At 51.6% G+C, this 16375-nt stretch carries 14 protein-coding genes and 2 pseudogenes; 13 read left to right on the top strand and 3 right to left on the bottom strand.

Going from position 1 to position 16375, the window contains the following annotated elements:
- Positions 1 to 259 precede the first annotated feature (259 nt).
- The 8 genes and pseudogenes from RW092_RS19580 (at position 260) to RW092_RS19545 (ending at position 7841) form a co-directional block, all read left to right on the top strand.
- Entirely contained in the window at positions 260 to 1015 is a 756-nt protein-coding gene (locus RW092_RS19580; protein ID WP_085279400.1) for an exodeoxyribonuclease III, read from the top strand.
- Positions 1016 to 1275: 260 nt separating this feature from the next.
- Positions 1276 to 2007 (top strand): ABC transporter ATP-binding protein, encoded by a 732-nt coding sequence (locus RW092_RS19575; RefSeq protein ID WP_316011034.1) that lies wholly within the window; start codon positions 1276 to 1278, stop codon positions 2005 to 2007.
- A complete protein-coding gene (locus RW092_RS19570; protein ID WP_316011033.1) occupies positions 2004 to 3056 on the top strand; it encodes an ABC transporter permease in 1053 nt (350 codons plus the stop codon). Before RW092_RS19575 ends, RW092_RS19570 begins: the two co-directional genes overlap by 4 nt.
- 50 nt (positions 3057 to 3106) lie before the next feature.
- Positions 3107 to 3775 (top strand): TetR/AcrR family transcriptional regulator, encoded by a 669-nt coding sequence (locus tag RW092_RS19565; protein ID WP_085279402.1) that lies wholly within the window; start codon positions 3107 to 3109, stop codon positions 3773 to 3775.
- 181 nt (positions 3776 to 3956) lie between these two features.
- Entirely contained in the window at positions 3957 to 4241 is a 285-nt protein-coding gene (locus RW092_RS19560) for a hypothetical protein (RefSeq protein WP_316011032.1), read from the top strand.
- An 86-nt stretch (positions 4242 to 4327) separates the two neighbouring features.
- Positions 4328 to 4684: pseudogene (locus tag RW092_RS19555) on the top strand (response regulator transcription factor); the annotation flags it as partial.
- 107 nt (positions 4685 to 4791) lie between these two features.
- A complete protein-coding gene (locus RW092_RS19550; RefSeq protein WP_316011031.1) occupies positions 4792 to 6084 on the top strand; it encodes a molybdopterin-dependent oxidoreductase in 1293 nt (430 codons plus the stop codon).
- A gap of 347 nt (positions 6085 to 6431) precedes the next feature.
- The gene (locus RW092_RS19545) at positions 6432 to 7841 is read left to right on the top strand and encodes a deoxyguanosinetriphosphate triphosphohydrolase family protein (protein WP_316011030.1); all 1410 of its coding nucleotides are present in this window, start codon (positions 6432 to 6434) and stop codon (positions 7839 to 7841) included.
- 53 nt (positions 7842 to 7894) lie between these two features.
- Here RW092_RS19545 and RW092_RS19540 read toward each other — a convergent pair whose 3' ends face one another.
- Positions 7895 to 8464, bottom strand: a complete 570-nt coding sequence (locus RW092_RS19540; RefSeq protein WP_085170539.1) for a thymidine kinase — start codon at positions 8462 to 8464, stop codon at positions 7895 to 7897.
- A gap of 250 nt (positions 8465 to 8714) precedes the next feature.
- Here RW092_RS19540 and RW092_RS19535 point away from each other — a divergent pair, with 250 nt between their 5' ends.
- Entirely contained in the window at positions 8715 to 10166 is a 1452-nt protein-coding gene (locus RW092_RS19535) for a serine hydrolase domain-containing protein (protein WP_316011029.1), read from the top strand.
- 13 nt (positions 10167 to 10179) lie between these two features.
- On the opposite strand, the gene RW092_RS19530 is transcribed toward RW092_RS19535, so the two are convergent.
- Both RW092_RS19530 and RW092_RS19525 read right to left on the bottom strand, forming a co-directional pair.
- Positions 10180 to 10746: a 5' nucleotidase, NT5C type gene (locus RW092_RS19530; protein ID WP_316011028.1), complete on the bottom strand. Its 567-nt coding sequence runs from the start codon at positions 10744 to 10746 to the stop codon at positions 10180 to 10182.
- Between the two features lie 157 nt (positions 10747 to 10903).
- On the bottom strand, positions 10904 to 11857 hold the full coding sequence (locus RW092_RS19525; RefSeq protein WP_016313472.1) for an aldo/keto reductase family protein: 954 nt from the start codon (positions 11855 to 11857) through the stop codon (positions 10904 to 10906).
- Positions 11858 to 12068: 211 nt separating this feature from the next.
- Between RW092_RS19525 and RW092_RS19520 the strand changes: the two genes are divergently transcribed.
- The 4 genes and pseudogenes from RW092_RS19520 (at position 12069) to RW092_RS19505 (ending at position 15925) form a co-directional block, all read left to right on the top strand.
- On the top strand, positions 12069 to 12413 hold the full coding sequence (locus tag RW092_RS19520) for a winged helix-turn-helix transcriptional regulator (protein WP_009224498.1): 345 nt from the start codon (positions 12069 to 12071) through the stop codon (positions 12411 to 12413).
- A 20-nt stretch (positions 12414 to 12433) separates the two neighbouring features.
- Entirely contained in the window at positions 12434 to 14209 is a 1776-nt protein-coding gene (locus RW092_RS19515; RefSeq protein WP_028540225.1) for a glycerophosphodiester phosphodiesterase, read from the top strand.
- A gap of 206 nt (positions 14210 to 14415) precedes the next feature.
- Positions 14416 to 14523, top strand: a pseudogene (locus RW092_RS19510) (IS200/IS605 family transposase); the annotation flags it as partial.
- Positions 14524 to 14629: 106 nt separating this feature from the next.
- Complete coding sequence (locus RW092_RS19505; protein WP_023555147.1) at positions 14630 to 15925, top strand: IS110 family RNA-guided transposase; 1296 nt, start codon at positions 14630 to 14632, stop codon at positions 15923 to 15925.
- The last annotated feature ends 450 nt before the right edge of the window (positions 15926 to 16375 follow it).

Raw genomic sequence — 16375 nt, 5'->3', positions numbered from 1 at the left:
CGATAGTCGCTGGGGATTTCCTCTTTATATTTTGATTATATTACACGCCAGAAAGTATAAACTACGGGGATTGACATCCTGATATCGCAAGAAAAACATCAGCTAAACGCGGTCTGTCTACTTTGAATGTACGTCGATAGATAGACGTTTTTCTTAACGGCGTATGACGTGTTAAACTGGAATTATGATTCATAGACGAGATTGCTAGATTTGGTTTGCTTTTACGTTTTCTCGATTACATCAAGGCAAGGAGATTATCATGAAGCTGGTTTCATGGAACGTCAACGGACTGCGCGCTTGCGTGGGCAAGGGATTCTTGGACTATTTCAAAGAGGCGGATGCAGATATCTTCTGCCTTCAAGAGACGAAGCTGCAGGCAGGGCAAATCGAGCTGGACCTTGGCAGCGAATACGAGCAGTATTGGAACTATGCGGAGAAAAAAGGCTACTCCGGCACCGCCGTCTTCACGCGCATCAAGCCTTTGTCCGTGCGTTATGGCATGGAGGAGGATTATGAACCGGAGGGGCGGATTATTACGCTGGAGTTCGAGCAATTTTATCTCGTTACCGTGTATACGCCAAATGCGAAACGCGACCTCTCACGTTTGGATTACCGAATGGAATGGGAGGACCGGTTCCGTACCTACCTGACGGGGCTGGATGCGATCAAGCCTGTTCTCGTATGCGGCGACCTGAACGTCGCTCACAATCCTATAGATATTAAGAACGCCAAGTCCAACGAAGGCAACTCTGGGTTTACGCTGGAAGAGCGCGGTAAAATGACGGAACTGCTGGCCTCCGGGTTTATCGATACGTTCCGGCATTTCTACCCGGACCGTGAAGGCGTATACAGCTGGTGGTCGTATATGCCGAAAATTCGCGAGCGGAACATCGGCTGGCGGATCGACTACTTCCTCGCCTCCTCCCGGATCGCGCCGAAGCTGCAGGATGCGGGCATCGATTGCCACATCTTGGGCAGCGATCATTGCCCAGTGTCGTTGACGGTTGAATGGTGATCGATCACTAAAGAAAACCAAGAACGTCCTAATCTCGCTTAGCGGGAGAGGGGCGTTTTTGGTTTATGGAGAGGCATTATGTTTTAAAGTGGAGACTGACCTTAGTTCAATCGGTTCGTTTAGGATGTATTCTACTGGAACTTGCAAAAATGAGTGATTACTCACTTGACTATTTTCGCACCTGGGGGTATATTTGAACCATTAAGGAAATGTGAGTAAGTACTCACATCAATAACCTGTCCCCTAGAGGAGTGGTGCAGATGTCTAGCCAAGAAGTTTGTATTCGAACGCAAGGTGTGACTCGCAAGTTCAATGATAAAGAGGTGCTGCACGGGATCAGCCTGGAGGTGCGGCGCAATGAGATTTTTGGACTGCTGGGACCGTCGGGCTCGGGCAAGACAACGCTTGTCAAAATGATCGCCGGCATCGACGAAGCGACTAGCGGCGAGGTTGAGGTGCTGGGCATCCGCATGCCCAAGCTTAGCATGATGAACCGCATCGGCTATATGGCTCAATCTGACGCAATGTATAACGAGCTTACTGCGAAGGAGAATCTGGAGTTTTTTGGGGCGTTGTTTGGGCTGAAAGGTGCAACAATGAAGCGTCGGATCGAAGAGGTGATGGCGCTCGTCAATTTGACGGATCATCTGAAGCGTCCGGTCAGCGCTTACTCCGGCGGGATGAAACGCCGCTTATCGCTGGCGATCGCGCTTATGCATGAGCCCGAGGTGCTCATTCTCGACGAACCTACCGTCGGGATCGACCCGGTGCTGCGCAAGTCAATTTGGGACGAATTCGAAAACCTGAGCCAAAAAGGCACAACGATTCTCGTCACGACCCACGTCATGGACGAAGCTGACAAATGCCATCGGCTGGGGATGGTGAGGGACGGCCATCTGATTGCCGTAGGTACGCCGGAGGCGCTGAAACAAGAGACTGGCAGCGCAACGATTGAGGAAGCATTTTTGCATTACGGAGGGGTTCGTGTATGAGAATCCGGGCTGTCATTGTTCGTATCGCTCGTCAGTTTATTCATGATAAAAGAACGATGGCGTTGTTGGTTGTCGCTCCGCTTCTGGTCTTATCCTTAATGTATCTTGTGTTCAATGGGGATACCTACCAACCGAAAATTGGTACCGTAGAGCTGCCGGCGGCGATAACGGAGAAATTAATCGCTGCTGATGCGAAAGTCACTGCCTACGATACCGTGGAAGCGGCTGAAGCAGCCTTGGCTGATCAAGAGATTGATGCATTTATTCGCTTAGATCAGGGGGCAGCGCAGGTGAAGCTGGAAGGCAGTGATCCCTCCAAAAACCAGGCGGTCATGCTTCTTATGCAAAAAACGCTTCAAGGGCAAGCGGCTCCAGCCGGAGTCGCAGGAAGTTCGAACGGGCAGGCCGTTGCACCGGAGTTCCAATACTTGCACGGATCCGCAGACATGTCGAGCTTCGACAGCTTTAGTCCGGTGTTGATCGGATTGTTTGCTTTCTTCTTCGTGTTTCTGATCGCGGGGGTGTCTTTTCTGCGCGAACGAACAAGCGGCACGCTGGAACGGCTGCTCGCGACGCCGCTGCGTCGATGGGAAATCGTCGTTGGTTATATGGCGGGCTTTGGGATTTTCACCAGCCTGCAGGCGGTGTTGATCGCCGGGTTTACGGTGTATGCGCTGGGCAGCTTGATGGTGGGCTCTTTTGGATATGTGTTGCTCATCATGTTACTGCTGTCCCTGACGGCACTGAGCTTCGGCACGTTACTGTCCGCGTTCGCCAATACCGAGTTCCAGATGATTCAGTTCATCCCGATTGTGATCGTGCCGCAGGTATTTTTCTCCGGATTGTTTGACCTGGAGAGCATCTCGCCTTGGCTGCGCTGGATCACGCATATCACACCGCTGAAGTATGGCGCGGATGCGCTGCGCGGCATCATGATCCGCGGCGAAGGTTGGAGCGGAATTGCCCTGGATGTGTATGTGTTGGCTGTCTTATCCCTCGTCTTTATGCTCGCGAATGTCCTTGCGTTGCGCAAGCACCGTAAAATATAGTACGCTGGACAAAGAAGCTAACGATACGAAGGGAAAGGAGAGAGGCCTCTATGTCGGAGAAGAAAGAGCAGTGGCTGGAGGACTTGATCCGGTTGACGGAAGAGGATACGGAGAAGAAGACGGAGAAGCAGATCAAAATTTTGGAGGCAGCCACGGAGATTTTTGCCGAGAAAGGGTATGCCGCCACATCCACCAGTGAAATCGCGCAGAAGGCCGGGGTAGCTGAGGGAACGATTTTCCGCCACTATAAGACGAAGAAGGATCTGCTGCTATCTATCGCCGGACCTATTGTGATCAAGCTGGTTGCGCCGTTTCTGCTGCGGGATTTTGCCAAAACGATTGATATGCCGTATGAACGGGCAGAGGACTTCTTTCGCGCGCTGGCGAAGGATCGGTTCAAGTTTGTTCGGGAGAATATGCGAATTATCAAAATCTTGATCCAGGAGGTCCCGTTTCAGCCGGAGCTGCTGGAGCAGGTGAAGAGTCTGGCCTCCGAGATCGTGTTTGAACGACTCAAGCGAGTGGTCCAGCATTTTCAGGAAAAAGGGCAGGTGGTCGAAGCGCCGCCATGGCGGATCCTCCGAACCGGTGCCAGCGTCATGATTGGAATGATTTTGGTTCATGTGCTCCTGGTGCCGGACTTTTCGATCGATGAAGACGAAGAAATTGAGTATACGGTGGACCTGTTGATGTATGGGATTGCTGGTCGTCCCCGATAAATTAAATAGAACTTTAACCCGTTTCAGGCTTAGCCTGAAGCGGGTTTTGTTTTTTTTTTGGGATTTGTAAGACTTTCGTAAGACTTTTCTAACACTTTTGCAAGTGGTTTGTTCTTGGATGGTTAGCATTATTCGCTAAGATAATGGGCGAACCAAGTTAAATAATGAAAGGAAGAGAGAAATGAAAAAAATCGGATTGATTCTTATGCTGGGGGCCATGCTGACGTTAGCCGCATGTGGGGCCAAAAACAATGACATGAACAAGGAGAACATGATGAATGACGGAGCTAACGCCTCCACGGAGATGAACAATTCCTCCGGCAGCGGTGAGATGAACCAAGAGATGATGGGTGAAGAGATGAAAGAGAGCGATATGGACCAGGACATGATGGGCGATGAGATGAAGGATAAAGAAATGATGGACAATGAAATGATGGATGATATGGGCAGCGAGACGGGCAAATAACTCAAAGTTCGTAACTGATCAAACTTCAAGGTATAATGTGATTAAAATTACAGGAAACATTTAGCATAAGCCAGGGGGCCATTGTTGTGAGCGCCAAAATTGTAGTTGCCGACGATGAACAAAATATAACGGATGTCTGCCGCCGCTATCTCGAGCGAGAGGGCTGGACGGTATGGGTCGCTTCAGACGGAGAAGAAGCGCTGAGCCTTTGGGAGGAACATCATCCCGATTTGCTGGTGCTTGACCTCATGATGCCAAAGCTTGGCGGTCTGGAGGTGTGTGATCGGATCCGGCAGCAGGAGGATACGCCGATCATCATGCTGACGGCCCGCGGGGAGGAAGCCGACCGATTGTTGGGACTTACCATGGGTGCGGACGATTACCTGACCAAGCCGTTTAGTCCACGCGAGCTGGTGCTGCGAATCAAAAACATTTTGCGTCGCACGGGCGTTCAAACAGGTGCATCAGTACGTTTTGGTTCACAGTACTAGAAGCGAATGATAGCAGGCATGCTGAGAATATACAACTAAAATAAGGAGGAGGTGGAGGTATGAAGGGGGTACTGGAGCGCCTGCGCAAAGGGTATGGCAAGAAACTCGTAGCCCTGCATACCTGGAACGGCTGGATCATTGTGATCCTTGCACTGACGGGGCTGCTGCTGGTTGGCGGGTTTTGGCGCGGTTTGCTTGGCGAGGGCCGGGTTTGGCTCAAATGGCTGCATATTGCGGTAGGTGTTGCTTCGATCCTTCCGGTCATTTATTACTTGCTGTTAGCGGGGAAGCATTGGAAGCAACTGAGACAAAAGCCTTGGCAACGGTTGAATGTCATCGTGGTCCTAGCCTTGTTGTTAGGCTGGTTTGGCTCTGGCGTGCTGCTCTGGCAGTTCAAGGCCGTGGGGCCGAGGGTGTCTAATGTCGCGCTCGTCGTGCATGATCTCTTGACCTGGATTGGCTTGCCGTATATCATTTACCATTCCATCACCCGAACCAAATGGTTGAAGGAACCGGCCCGACGGTCAATTAAACCTGAGGCTCGCCCAGCCGCTGCAGGCAAGAAGGCAGAGGTTGTGGCGGCGGGAGGCGCTGGATCCCAGCAAGGTCCCTCATCTCCTCAGCCGGTCTATACCCGCCGAGCGTTTATCCGCGGAGCTATCGGCGTAGGGTTGGCGGTCACGGTAGGGCCAACCTTTCTGAAATGGTTGGGGGACTCCTTTGGCAGCATCGGCGGTACGACAGCGGTGGATAAACTGCTGGAGGAGAATGCGAACAAGCTCGTCCCCAATCCGGTGCCGCTGCCGGACTCCGCACAGGTGGTTGGCGGCGGAGCGCAGGGGCGTTTCCGGATCTATACGGTGACGGATATTCCTACTTTCACCAATGAGAACTGGTCGTTCACGATCGATGGGCTGGTGAACAACAAGTTCAAGTGGAACTGGGAGGAATTCCTTAAGCTGAAGCGTAAGGTGCAGGTCAGTGATTTTCACTGTGTGACAGGCTGGTCGGTGTACAACAATACTTGGGAAGGCATCCCGCTGCGCGAGTTGCTCCAACAAGCCGGCGTGAAGCCAAACGCTCAAACGGTGAAGTTCTACTCGGGGGACGGGGTCTACACCGATACCCTCACTTTGGATCAGGCGAATATGGACGATGTGATGGTTGCGGTGATGCATGATGGCAGACCGATCCCAAGCGATTTGGGCGGCCCGGTAAGGCTGATTGTGCCGAAGATGTACGCCTACAAGTCGGTGAAGTGGCTGAACCGCATCGAGCTTATCGAAGGCGAGCATGTCGGATATTGGGAGCAGCGCGGTTACTCCAACGATGCGTGGGTAGGGCTGAGCTGATGATTCATATCGTAAAAGAAGAAGCTGGATACTCCGTTCAGGAGTTCCGGCTTTTTTGGTTGGAGTCTGTTTTTTGCCCCCTCTTTTTGAGGATTATCCCGTTGCATCAGATCGGTCGCGAAAAACTCATGAAGTATAATCCAAAAAAACGACGATCCCCAGTTCTGATCCAAAGGGATAATCTTGAGATGAGGTGTGCGGAAGATACAGATCCCCATTTTCATCCCCCCGTTTGCTGGGTGTTTTTTTGGTGTAGAGTAACAAATTTGGGGTGCGGTGCTTTATGTTCCGGCTGCGGACGGCTACAATAACAGAAAAGAGAGAACGCGACAAGGAGTGCAAGAGCCATGAATATCCACGAACTCAGAGAGCACCGCCAATACCCGGACAATATCGGACATGAAAATAACCGCGCCACCTTCGAACGCGATTATTCACGGCTGATCCATTCCCCGACCTTCCGCCGGCTGCAAGGGAAGTCGCAAGTATTTGGGGCCGGCACAGGCGATTATTATCGAACCCGGCTGACGCATTCGCTGGAGGTCGCCCAGATCGCCCGGGAAGCGGCGCGCAGTCTGCTGCGCACGTATCCGGAGCTGGCGGCTGACCGCGCTCAGCATCCTGGATTGGTTATCGATCCGGAGGTAGTGGAATGCGCCGCCATCTGCCATGATTTTGGTCATCCCCCGTTTGGGCATAAAGGCGAAGAGGTACTGGATCAAATATTGGAGAAACTTATTGAGGAGAAGGTACAGGCAGCTTTAAAAGGCAAACAACCGACTCCGGAAGAAGAGCAGCAAACGAGGGCTGCCTTACGTCAGAAATACGAGCATTTTGAAGGCAACGCCCACAATTTCCGGCTGATGATGTTCCTGGAGAAGCGGGAAAACATCGATGGGTTGAACCTATCCGATGCGGTGCTGCTGGGAATGAATAAATACCCTTATCCCGGCACGGTCAACAAGAAAGGGTTATATCTGCATGAATGGGAGTACATCTCTTACATACGCGACCGCTGGGGCATTCCTGAGGGCAAGAAAACGTTTGAGGCGCAACTTATGGACCTGTGCGATGACATCGCTTATTCGGCCCACGATCTTGAAGATGGCATCAAGGCGGGAAAAATCGAGGTACACGAGCATTTCCTCAAGGACTCGCACATTCAGCGGCTGATTGTCGAGAAGATCATGACGTTGGAGGACGCTTGCTGGACGGGATGGCAGCCGCCACAAATTCAGGTTAAGGTGGCCGAGGTGCTGGACGATTTCCTGCGCATCTGGAACGTTAAAATGCCGGTGTGCGATCATGACTATTCCCGCACGCGTCGGGAAGTCAAGGCTTATTGGGTCAGCTTGTTCGTTGGCAGCTTGGGAGTGACCGACGACGGCGATTGGCAGAAGGTTACGTTCGTGAAGGACGGGCAGGAGGACATGGATATGCTGCGGACGGTGAGCGTGCTGAAGAGCTTCGCTTGGGTGACGATGATCCGAGATTTGCGGGTTCAACGGCTGCAGAAGCGCAGTGCTTGGATTATCAAGCGGTTGTGGGATGCCTTTGTTGATCCGGAGACCAGCAAATCGATTATCCCCGGCGACTGGCTGCGCAGATTTGATCGGGACCAAGCTAGACCTAAACCAATCTGGACATGGGAGCATATGATCATCGATTATATTGCCGGCATGACGGACGCCTACGCGGAAAAGATCTACAACGAGCTGTACGGACTGAAGGTAGGTACGATTTACGATATGGATTAGAAAAGACAAACGGACCGGCGAAATGCCGGTCCGTTATTTTAGATGTGGAAGCTTTATAGCGGCGGGTTGGCGTGGCATTTCCGGCACACCGGATAATACGACTCGTTGCCGCCGATTTGGATCTGTTCGCCGGTGTAGACGGGTTTACCGTTCTCCACCCGCAGGTTCATTGTCGCTTTGCGTGCGCAGAACCAGCAGATCGTTTTCATTTCCTCGATTTTGTCGGCATATATCAGCAGCAGGCGGCTGCCCTCAAACAACTGGTTCTGGAAATCGTTCTTCAATCCGAACGCCATTACAGGAATATCCAGCTCATCAACGATACGGACCAGCTGCTTGATATTGCTCTCATTCAGAAATTGGCATTCGTCCACCAATACGCAGTATAAGCGCGGGGTATGATTTTGGACGATTTCAAAGAGGTTCGTATCTGGATAAATCGGAATCGCCTCTCGACGCAACCCGATCCGCGAGGAGACATAGCCAACCTCATCACGGTTATCGATCGCCGAAGTAAAGAGCAGCACTGGTTTGTTTTGCTCTTCATAATTGTGGGCAACCTTCAAAATTTCGATCGATTTGCCGCTGTTCATTGCTCCGTACTTGTAAAATAATTGTGCCAACGATGACGTCCCTTTCTATTCGTTCTATCGCAAACCATGCTCTTTATTCTAGCATACTTCGCTTCGGTTGTTGGATAGGCTGGCGCGAAATTTGGAGAAAATCAGCGTCTGGAAAAAGTTACATCGCTGCTTCGGCCGCGCGGCTGTGCGTTTTGCGGATTTGCATCGCCATCACAGATCCATACCCCGCATGCTCCAGCAGGTGTATAATGGAAATTGGGTAAAAGGCCCAATGAAGGGAGAGGTGTATATGTCCGTCCATACGGAGAAATCGCTGCCTAGAAAAAGCCTGAAGGAGCTGGGGATCTCGGCTCGGAACGTGATTCATTTTTTGGAATATTTGAAAGCGCATTCGATTGAATTGCATAGCTTCATGCTCGTGCGGCAGGGGCATGTTGCGGTGGAGGGCTGGTGGGCGCCTTATGGGCCGGATCTGCCGCATATGTTATTTTCCCTGAGCAAAAGCTTCACCTCAACCGCCATCGGCATGGCCGTTCACGAGGGCAAGCTGAGCGTGGATGATCCGGTTGTTTCTTTTTTTCCGGAAGAAGTGCCGGAGGAAGTATCGCCGAATTTGGCCGCCATGCGGATCAAGCATCTGCTGATGATGGGGACGGGCCATGCGGTGGATACGATGGGGGCGCTTGCTGGAGCGAAGGACGGGAACTGGGTGAAGGCGTTCTTGGCCTTACCCGTCGAGCATGACCCGGGGACGGTCTTCGTCTATAATACGGGAGCGACCTACATGCTGTCTGCCATCCTGCAGAAGATCACCGGGGAAACCTTGCTGGAATATTTGCAGCCCCGTCTGTTCGAGCCGCTGGGTATCGAGAATCCGACTTGGGAGAGCTGCCCGCGCGGCATTAACACCGGGGGATTTGGACTCAAAGTAACGACAGAGGATGTTGCGAAATTCGGCCAGTTGTACTTGCAAAAAGGCGTGTGGCAAGGCAAGCGCCTGGTGGAGGAGAGCTGGATTGAGGCCGCAACCTCCAAGCAGATCTCCAATGGAAACGGCGGAGACAGCGACTGGGCGCAAGGCTATGGGTACCAGTTCTGGCGCTGCCGCCGCGGTGTATATCGGGGGGACGGAGCGTTTGGCCAATTTTGCATCGTTCTGCCGGAGCAGGAGGCTGTGCTGGCGATGACGTCCGGGACCAACGATATGCACGGGATTCTGAACGGCGTATGGGAGCACCTGCTGAGTGCCTTCTCTGAAGGAAATGAAGGCTCTTCCGAAGAAGATGCGGCGGCGGAGCAAGAACTGCGTCATGTATTGGAGGGGCTGGTCTTGGAGCCGCCTCGATTGCAGGCGGATTCGGAGGGGGAGGCTGAGCTTGGCAGCGGTAAAGAATGCGTGCTGGAACCCAATGACTTGAATCTTCAAAGCATGAAGATCGAGATTCAAGGGGATACGGCTGTGCTGACGGTTAAGAACCCGCGCGGTGAGCACCGGATCGAACTAGGGCGTCATACGTGGCGATTGGGGCGGACGGCGCTGTTTGGCGGGGAGGAGCAGATTGCAGCCTCCTTCACCTGGAAGTCGCCGGAAACGCTGCTGCTCACTATCCAGCGGATCGAGACGCCGTTCCGGTCCAGCATCGACATCGAATGGCTGGACGAGGGCGTCGAAATCCGCCATGCCATCAACGTGTCCTTCGGGGAGACAGCTTCGCCTCCGATCCGGGGGCACGAACAATAACCGCCGAGGGCAGTTATTCCTTTGGGTAACGTTCCGTCAGCAACCGATTCACCAAGTCGCTCATGCCCTCCCATGAATCCTTCATGAGGAATTGCTGCTGAATCGGGGCGTTCCACGGGCGCGGGATCCCGATCGTGAGCCGCCCGGCTTCCTTGGCTGGCAGCAAATTATGCGGACCGTCATCGATGAGCAGATCGAAGTCGATTAATGTTTTTCGCTTGGCGACGAAGAAGTTTTCAAACGGGATAAACGGCATCCAGCGTTGCAGCCAGTTCCATTTTTCCTGTACAGATGAAGGGCGGGCGGCGGTAACGATGATGACATCATGGTCCTGCGTCATCTTGCGTACTTCCTCGACGGTGTGCTCATCAAAGATCTCCAGCTCCTCATACAAGCCGGGGCGCCCGAAGAAGATGTCTTCATTGCACTCGGGATGCCAAATTTTCGTCATATCGAAGCTGATCATTTGATCCATCGTGAGCGGGCGGTCGGGGAACTGCAAATTATGATAATAGATCGCCTTGGGCACGAGATGACAGAGGGTATCGTCCATATCGATGGCTACAATGTGTTTGCGCATGAGGGAAATCTCCTGATTCGATGTATTCTTGGATTGGTATGACTTCCTCTAAGATATCAGAAAAATGCGGTTTTGGGATACCGTAAGGCATGTAAAAAAAGAACCCGGCTCCGAATCAACGGAACCGGGTTCTTCTGCATGAACAGCCATAGGCGGTTTACAGCTTCACTTCATCTCTGAGAATCTCTTCGATTCGTGTCAACACGTCTTCGCTCAGCTTGATGCCGGAAGCTTTGGCGTTCTCGATCACCTGCTCCGGACGGCTGGCGCCAACCAGTGCGCTAGCCACGTTGTTTTGACGTAAAATCCAAGCCAGGGCCAGGTTACCTACCGTGATTCCAAGTTCAGCAGCAATTCCCTCAAGCTGCTTCACCTTGGCGATGTTCTCTTCCGTAATTCCTTTGCGGACCCATTCCAGCTTAGCTGCGCGGCTGTCCTGCGGAATGTCATTTGCCGATGTATATTTACCGGTGAGCAGACCTTGAGCCAGCGGGGAGAACACTACCTGGCCGATGCCGTGGCGTTCGCTGACCGGAATAACTTCCTTCTCGATATAACGATTAAACATGTTATATACCGGCTGGTTCACAACGATGCGATCCAGCAGGTAACGATCCGCCAAGCCCACGGCTTCCGCAATTTGCGAAGCTTGCCATTCGCTGACGCCAGCGTACAGGATTTTACCTTGGCGAATCAGGTCATCGATCGTGCGCAGCGTTTCGTAAAGCGGTGTTTCCGGATCGTGACGGTGGCAATAAAAGATATCAATATAGTCATGGCCAAGACGCTTCAGGCTGGCATGAACTTGCTCCATCACGTGCTTGCGCGACAAGCCGCGATCGTTAGGTCCGTCCCCCATCGGCCAGAACGCTTTCGTAGCGAGTACGTAGGATTCCCGCGGATAAGCTTTCAGCGCTTTGCCTACCAGCTCTTCGGCAGCTCCTCTTTCATATACATTGGCGGTGTCAAAGAAGTTGATCCCTAGATCGTAGGCGGTTTTGATCGATTTCTCCGCATTTTCACGTTCGACATACCCGCCGTAAGTCAGCCAGCTTCCCAAGCTGATTTCACTGACTTTGAGGCCGCTTCCGCCTAGTCTTCTATATTCCATGTTTCGTCATCCTCCTTGAGCATTTGAATTGTAACCATTTTCATTCTATAAAAGTTCATATACAATTGAAAGAAGTGAAAACCCCTTCACCAAATTATATCCATGTTACTTACTATACAAAGTACAGTGTCCTATATCGAATCTATAGGATCTGAGATAGCATCATGAATCCATCATACGAAACCATCGATTTCAGGGGAGGATATACCGAATGAACAGCATCCGTAAAGCAAGCAATTACATTCCGAAAACACCGGAGCATATCGAATGCAATATCGAAAAAACGTTGGACGTCCTTGGTGGAAAATGGGCGTTTCTGGTGATTCGCGAGCTGTTTGGGGGGACGCTTCGTTTCGGGGAGCTGCAGCGCCGTATCCCGCAAGTGAGCCCGCGGGCGTTAACCAGTACGTTGCGTCATCTGGAGGAGAAGGGCGTACTGGAGCGGACGGTGTATCCTACCGTTCCCGTGACAGTCGAATATACACTTACGCCGAAGGGGATGGATTTGCATGTGATCTGTCATGAGATGAAGGTTTGGGCTGCGCGGTGGACCTAATGGAACAGGGAAGGGGGTCCATGCTTAAACTGATCGGCAGAAGTATCCGTGACTTCCGCAAGTATTCCGGTAAGCTGCTGCTGTTTCAACTGCTATATATGCTGGCTACGAGCGTCTTTGTCCTGCCGGTGACGACGTTTCTGTTCAACCGCGTTCTCCGGGTCGTCGGCTCTGGTTCCCTGTTGAACGGGGAGGTGTACCGGCTCGGGTTGAGCTATAAAGGTGTGGCAGGACTGATTCTCATCGGGCTCGTTGCCTCTTTTACCCTGCTAATTGAATTGTTGGTCCTCATCGTGCTGATTCAGCAACGCTTTTTTGGCAAATCGATTCCCATTTCTGACGCCGTGTTGACTGTGCTGCATAAAATGCCCAAGCTGTTCGGGTTTGGCGTATTCCAGCTGCTGTTGTTGTTGCTGCTCTTGATTCCGTTTGTAGACTCGCCGTTGTCGGCTTCGTTTTACGCGTTGTTTAACGTGCCGATCTTCTTGAACAATCAAGTGCTGGATGCTTCATTCACGATGACCGTAGCTTATCTCATGCTGATCGCAGGGCTGCTGTATACTTTGCTCCGCTGGATTTTTGTCCTGCATTGCATCGTGCTCGAGGATATGAACCTCCGGCAGGCGGTTCGCCAAAGTCATCAGTTGACACAAGGTCGGCGGTGGCGGCTGTTTGGAACGCTGCTTCTATTCAACTGCATGGTGGTGGGTGTCACCTCTGCGCTAGTAACTGCGCTAGGGCACATTCCTTCCTGGCTGGACCTGGATGTGCTTGCGCTGGTGTCCCAGCACTATTCCCTGACCGTTTCGACGGTACTGGCTTATCTGCTGGAGCTTCTGTTGCTGCCCATCAACCTGTTCGTGCTGACGAGGCTTTATTATGCGTTGGGCCGCTTAAAATGGATTCGGCCAAAGGATCAGCTGCAAGTGCGCCGCAGCCGAATCGGTCGTCTGGAGGACCAGATCATCGATTGGTGGAAGGGGCTAAAGTGGAAAAGGATGGCGTACGTCCTGAGCGCCGCCCTTTATATATCCCTTGCGTTGCTGATCGGTCTGCGGGCAAACGAGAGCCTCGTCTACGCAAAATGGAACGTGCAGATCGCAGTCCATCGCGGAGATACGTCGAACGCTCCGGAAAATTCGCTGCCTGCCCTGATCTCGGCAATTGACAAAGGCTTTCAGGTTGTGGAGTTGGATGTGCAGTTGACCAAGGATGGCGTCGCCGTGTTAAACCACGATTCTGACCTGCGGCGGATGACTGGCTTGAAGAAGCGGGTCGCGGATATGAACTTCAATGAAGTGCAGCAACTGTACATCGGGATGGATGCGAACGGTTATCCGATACATATTCCCTCGTTATCCAGCGTGCTCGCTGAGGCGCAAGGGCGCATTAAGCTGTTGCTGGACCTGAAGCCTAACGGCGCGCCGAGTGAAGCGCTGGCGGAGGAGGTTGTCCGCCTCATCAAGGAAGCGGGAGTCGAGGAAGAGGTAAGGGTGCAATCCTTCGACGGCGAAGTGCTTGGCCGCATCCGTGAATTGGCTCCCGAGATCAAGATCGGGCGCATTCTGTTCTTCGCTCTTGGAGATCTATCGGTGCTCGACGTTGACTTCTATACGATCGAGCAGGTGATGTTAACCGATTTTCTCGTGGACCAGGCCCATGCCGACGGCCGCGAGGTTTGGGTGTGGACCGTCAATTCCCGAAGGGATATGAAGGAAGTGCTCAAATATCCGATCGACGGCATCATCACCGATTATCCGGAGACCGCCCAGTCGATGGTAGAGGTGGATTTGTGAACTGAATAGATCAGAACCCAAAAAGCGCCATCCCGTTGAAGGGATGACGCTTTTGATTTTTTTATGGCTTTAGCCAGTTGAGCTCGCGAAGCGTGCGAAACAAAAAACCACCCGCTATGCGGGTGGAGGAACGAAGGTTTGACCAACTAGACCATTCCCATAAAATTGAGATGTTCAGGCTCAATAAAAGAAAGGAATGGTCTTAGATGGCAAACAAGAGCTATAGTTTAGCTCACACGAAGTGGATGTGCAAATACCATATCGTGTTCACCCCGAAGTATAGACTGAAAGAGATCTATAATCAAGTGAGGAGCCATTCCTGTAATGAATGAATTTGGGGTTTGAATAAAAAAAGCACCTTCTGTAAACTGGGAAACGTTCCGTCCAAAGAACAATTACCCGTACAGGAGGTACTCCACAATGAAGTATAAGCAATCGAAAAAGCAGAATCAACGTATTCAACAAATTACCGAATTAACCCTTGTTGTCGGTGCAGATATTGCCAAGAAAACGCATGTTGCCAGAGCTGTCGATTTCCGCGGAATCGAGATTGGTAAGGACTGTGTGTTCGGCAATGACCATTCTGGCCTGACGAAACTCGTTTCGTGGATGAAGGAGCTTCAGCGGCAATACGCCAAGACGGATATCATCTTGGGCATTGAGCCAACCGGACACTACTGGTTTCCACTGGCCGAATTTCTGCATCGAGAAAACATCAAAGTCGTTATCGTGAATCCTCATCACGTCAATAAAAGCAAAGAACTTGAAGACAATTCACCGACGAAGAATGATTACAAGGATGCTAGGTTAATCGCTGATTTAGTTCGCAATGGCAAGTACAGCGAGCCCAAATTGCCTACGAGCGTTTATGCCGATCTTCGTATTCTCATGAACCTTCGAGAGAAGGTGATGGTGAACTTCGGTCAAGTCCAACGGCGTATCCAGAACTGGCTTGATCGCTTCTTTCCGGAGTACAGCCTTGTGTTTAAAGATTGGGAAGGAAAGGCCTCGCTCATCACGCTTCGTGAATTCCCGACGCCACAGGAGATTGTATCGCTTGGCGCGAGTACAATCGTGAACCGATGGAAGGAAGACGTGAAGCGAGCGGTTGGCTCCAAACGTGCAGCGCAACTCCTACAAGCTGCCACAAACTCAATTGGACTTACCGAAGGGCTGACGGCGGCGAAAATCGAGCTCAAGGCCTTACTGGAACAATATGAACTATTCTCAAGGCAACTTGAAGAAATCATGGCGCAAGTGGAAGCATTGCTTGCACAAATTCCAGGTACAAATGAAATGCTGACAGTACCAGGAATCGGCGTTGTTACGCTGGCGGGCTTCTTGGCTGAAGTTGGTGATCTTAGCGGTTATGACCATGGGCAGCAGATCATCCGTCTTGCTGGATTTAACCTCAAAGAGAACAGTTCCGGCAAGAAGAAGGGCAAGTCCACGATTACCAAGCGTGGACGATCCCGACTAAGAGCCTTGCTATTTCGGGCGATGATGCCGATGGTCGCCAAAAACGCCGAATTCAAGGCGTTGCACCATTACTTTACGAAGCGAAGTCATAATCCGCTCAAGAAGAAGCAGTCTATAGTGGCACTCTGCGGGAAGCTCATTCGCGTACTGTACACACTAGGCACGAAGTGCATTCCGTACAATGCGTCCGACGTATTAGGACCTGTACGCCAGTCCCAAATACAGATGGTAGCTTAAATTCAAACGATATTCTCGTTTCTCACAAGAGCTTGGAAGTAAACCAATGACAACAGAAGCACGGAGCAGCCGCAGGATCTATTCCGTAAGGGCAACGACCCAGTAAAGGAGCAAGAAGCGGCGTCCACACCTTGAGAGGCAGAACGAAGGAATGTAAGGGCGAAGACCCAGCGTGACATGGGAGGGTAAGCCGTCAGGGGAATGGAGTGGATATCCAAATGTGCGGTCATACGATTTACCAATAGATTGGAAAAAAGATTCGAATCTTTATTCCCGCCACCGGCTCATCCAGAAAAATATTCCATAATTACATGCTTCGCCCACTTCTCTGGAATATTGATGGTTGAAAATCTAAGAATGAGTGAGCAAACGCGAGAAAACATTAATTTATAGTGGGAGAGATTTGATCGAAATATTTAAGCGTCTGTGCAAATACAAGGGAGTGGAGAT

Origin of the sequence: Paenibacillus sp. 3LSP, from assembly GCF_032465655.1 — a bacterium.
GTDB classification, from domain to species: Bacteria; Bacillota; Bacilli; order Paenibacillales; family Paenibacillaceae; genus Fontibacillus; species Fontibacillus barengoltzii.
The sequence above is the reverse complement of the archived record's forward strand: the minus strand, read 5'-3'. Positions and strand labels throughout refer to the sequence as shown.

Excerpts from the sequence above, each read along its gene's own strand:
- RW092_RS19580 (WP_085279400.1), top strand. The coding sequence starts at position 260 with ATGAAGCTGGTTTCATGGAACGTCAACGGACTGCGCGCTTGCGTGGGC.
- RW092_RS19575 (WP_316011034.1), top strand. The coding sequence starts at position 1,276 with ATGTCTAGCCAAGAAGTTTGTATTCGAACGCAAGGTGTGACTCGCAAG.
- RW092_RS19570 (WP_316011033.1), top strand. The coding sequence starts at position 2,004 with ATGAGAATCCGGGCTGTCATTGTTCGTATCGCTCGTCAGTTTATTCAT.
- RW092_RS19565 (WP_085279402.1), top strand. The coding sequence starts at position 3,107 with ATGTCGGAGAAGAAAGAGCAGTGGCTGGAGGACTTGATCCGGTTGACG.
- RW092_RS19560 (WP_316011032.1), top strand. The coding sequence starts at position 3,957 with ATGAAAAAAATCGGATTGATTCTTATGCTGGGGGCCATGCTGACGTTA.
- RW092_RS19550 (WP_316011031.1), top strand. The coding sequence starts at position 4,792 with ATGAAGGGGGTACTGGAGCGCCTGCGCAAAGGGTATGGCAAGAAACTC.
- RW092_RS19545 (WP_316011030.1), top strand. The coding sequence starts at position 6,432 with ATGAATATCCACGAACTCAGAGAGCACCGCCAATACCCGGACAATATC.
- RW092_RS19535 (WP_316011029.1), top strand. The coding sequence starts at position 8,715 with ATGTCCGTCCATACGGAGAAATCGCTGCCTAGAAAAAGCCTGAAGGAG.
- RW092_RS19530 (WP_316011028.1), bottom strand. The coding sequence starts at position 10,746 with ATGCGCAAACACATTGTAGCCATCGATATGGACGATACCCTCTGTCAT.
- RW092_RS19525 (WP_016313472.1), bottom strand. The coding sequence starts at position 11,857 with ATGGAATATAGAAGACTAGGCGGAAGCGGCCTCAAAGTCAGTGAAATC.
- RW092_RS19520 (WP_009224498.1), top strand. The coding sequence starts at position 12,069 with ATGAACAGCATCCGTAAAGCAAGCAATTACATTCCGAAAACACCGGAG.
- RW092_RS19515 (WP_028540225.1), top strand. The coding sequence starts at position 12,434 with ATGCTTAAACTGATCGGCAGAAGTATCCGTGACTTCCGCAAGTATTCC.
- RW092_RS19505 (WP_023555147.1), top strand. The coding sequence starts at position 14,630 with ATGAAGTATAAGCAATCGAAAAAGCAGAATCAACGTATTCAACAAATT.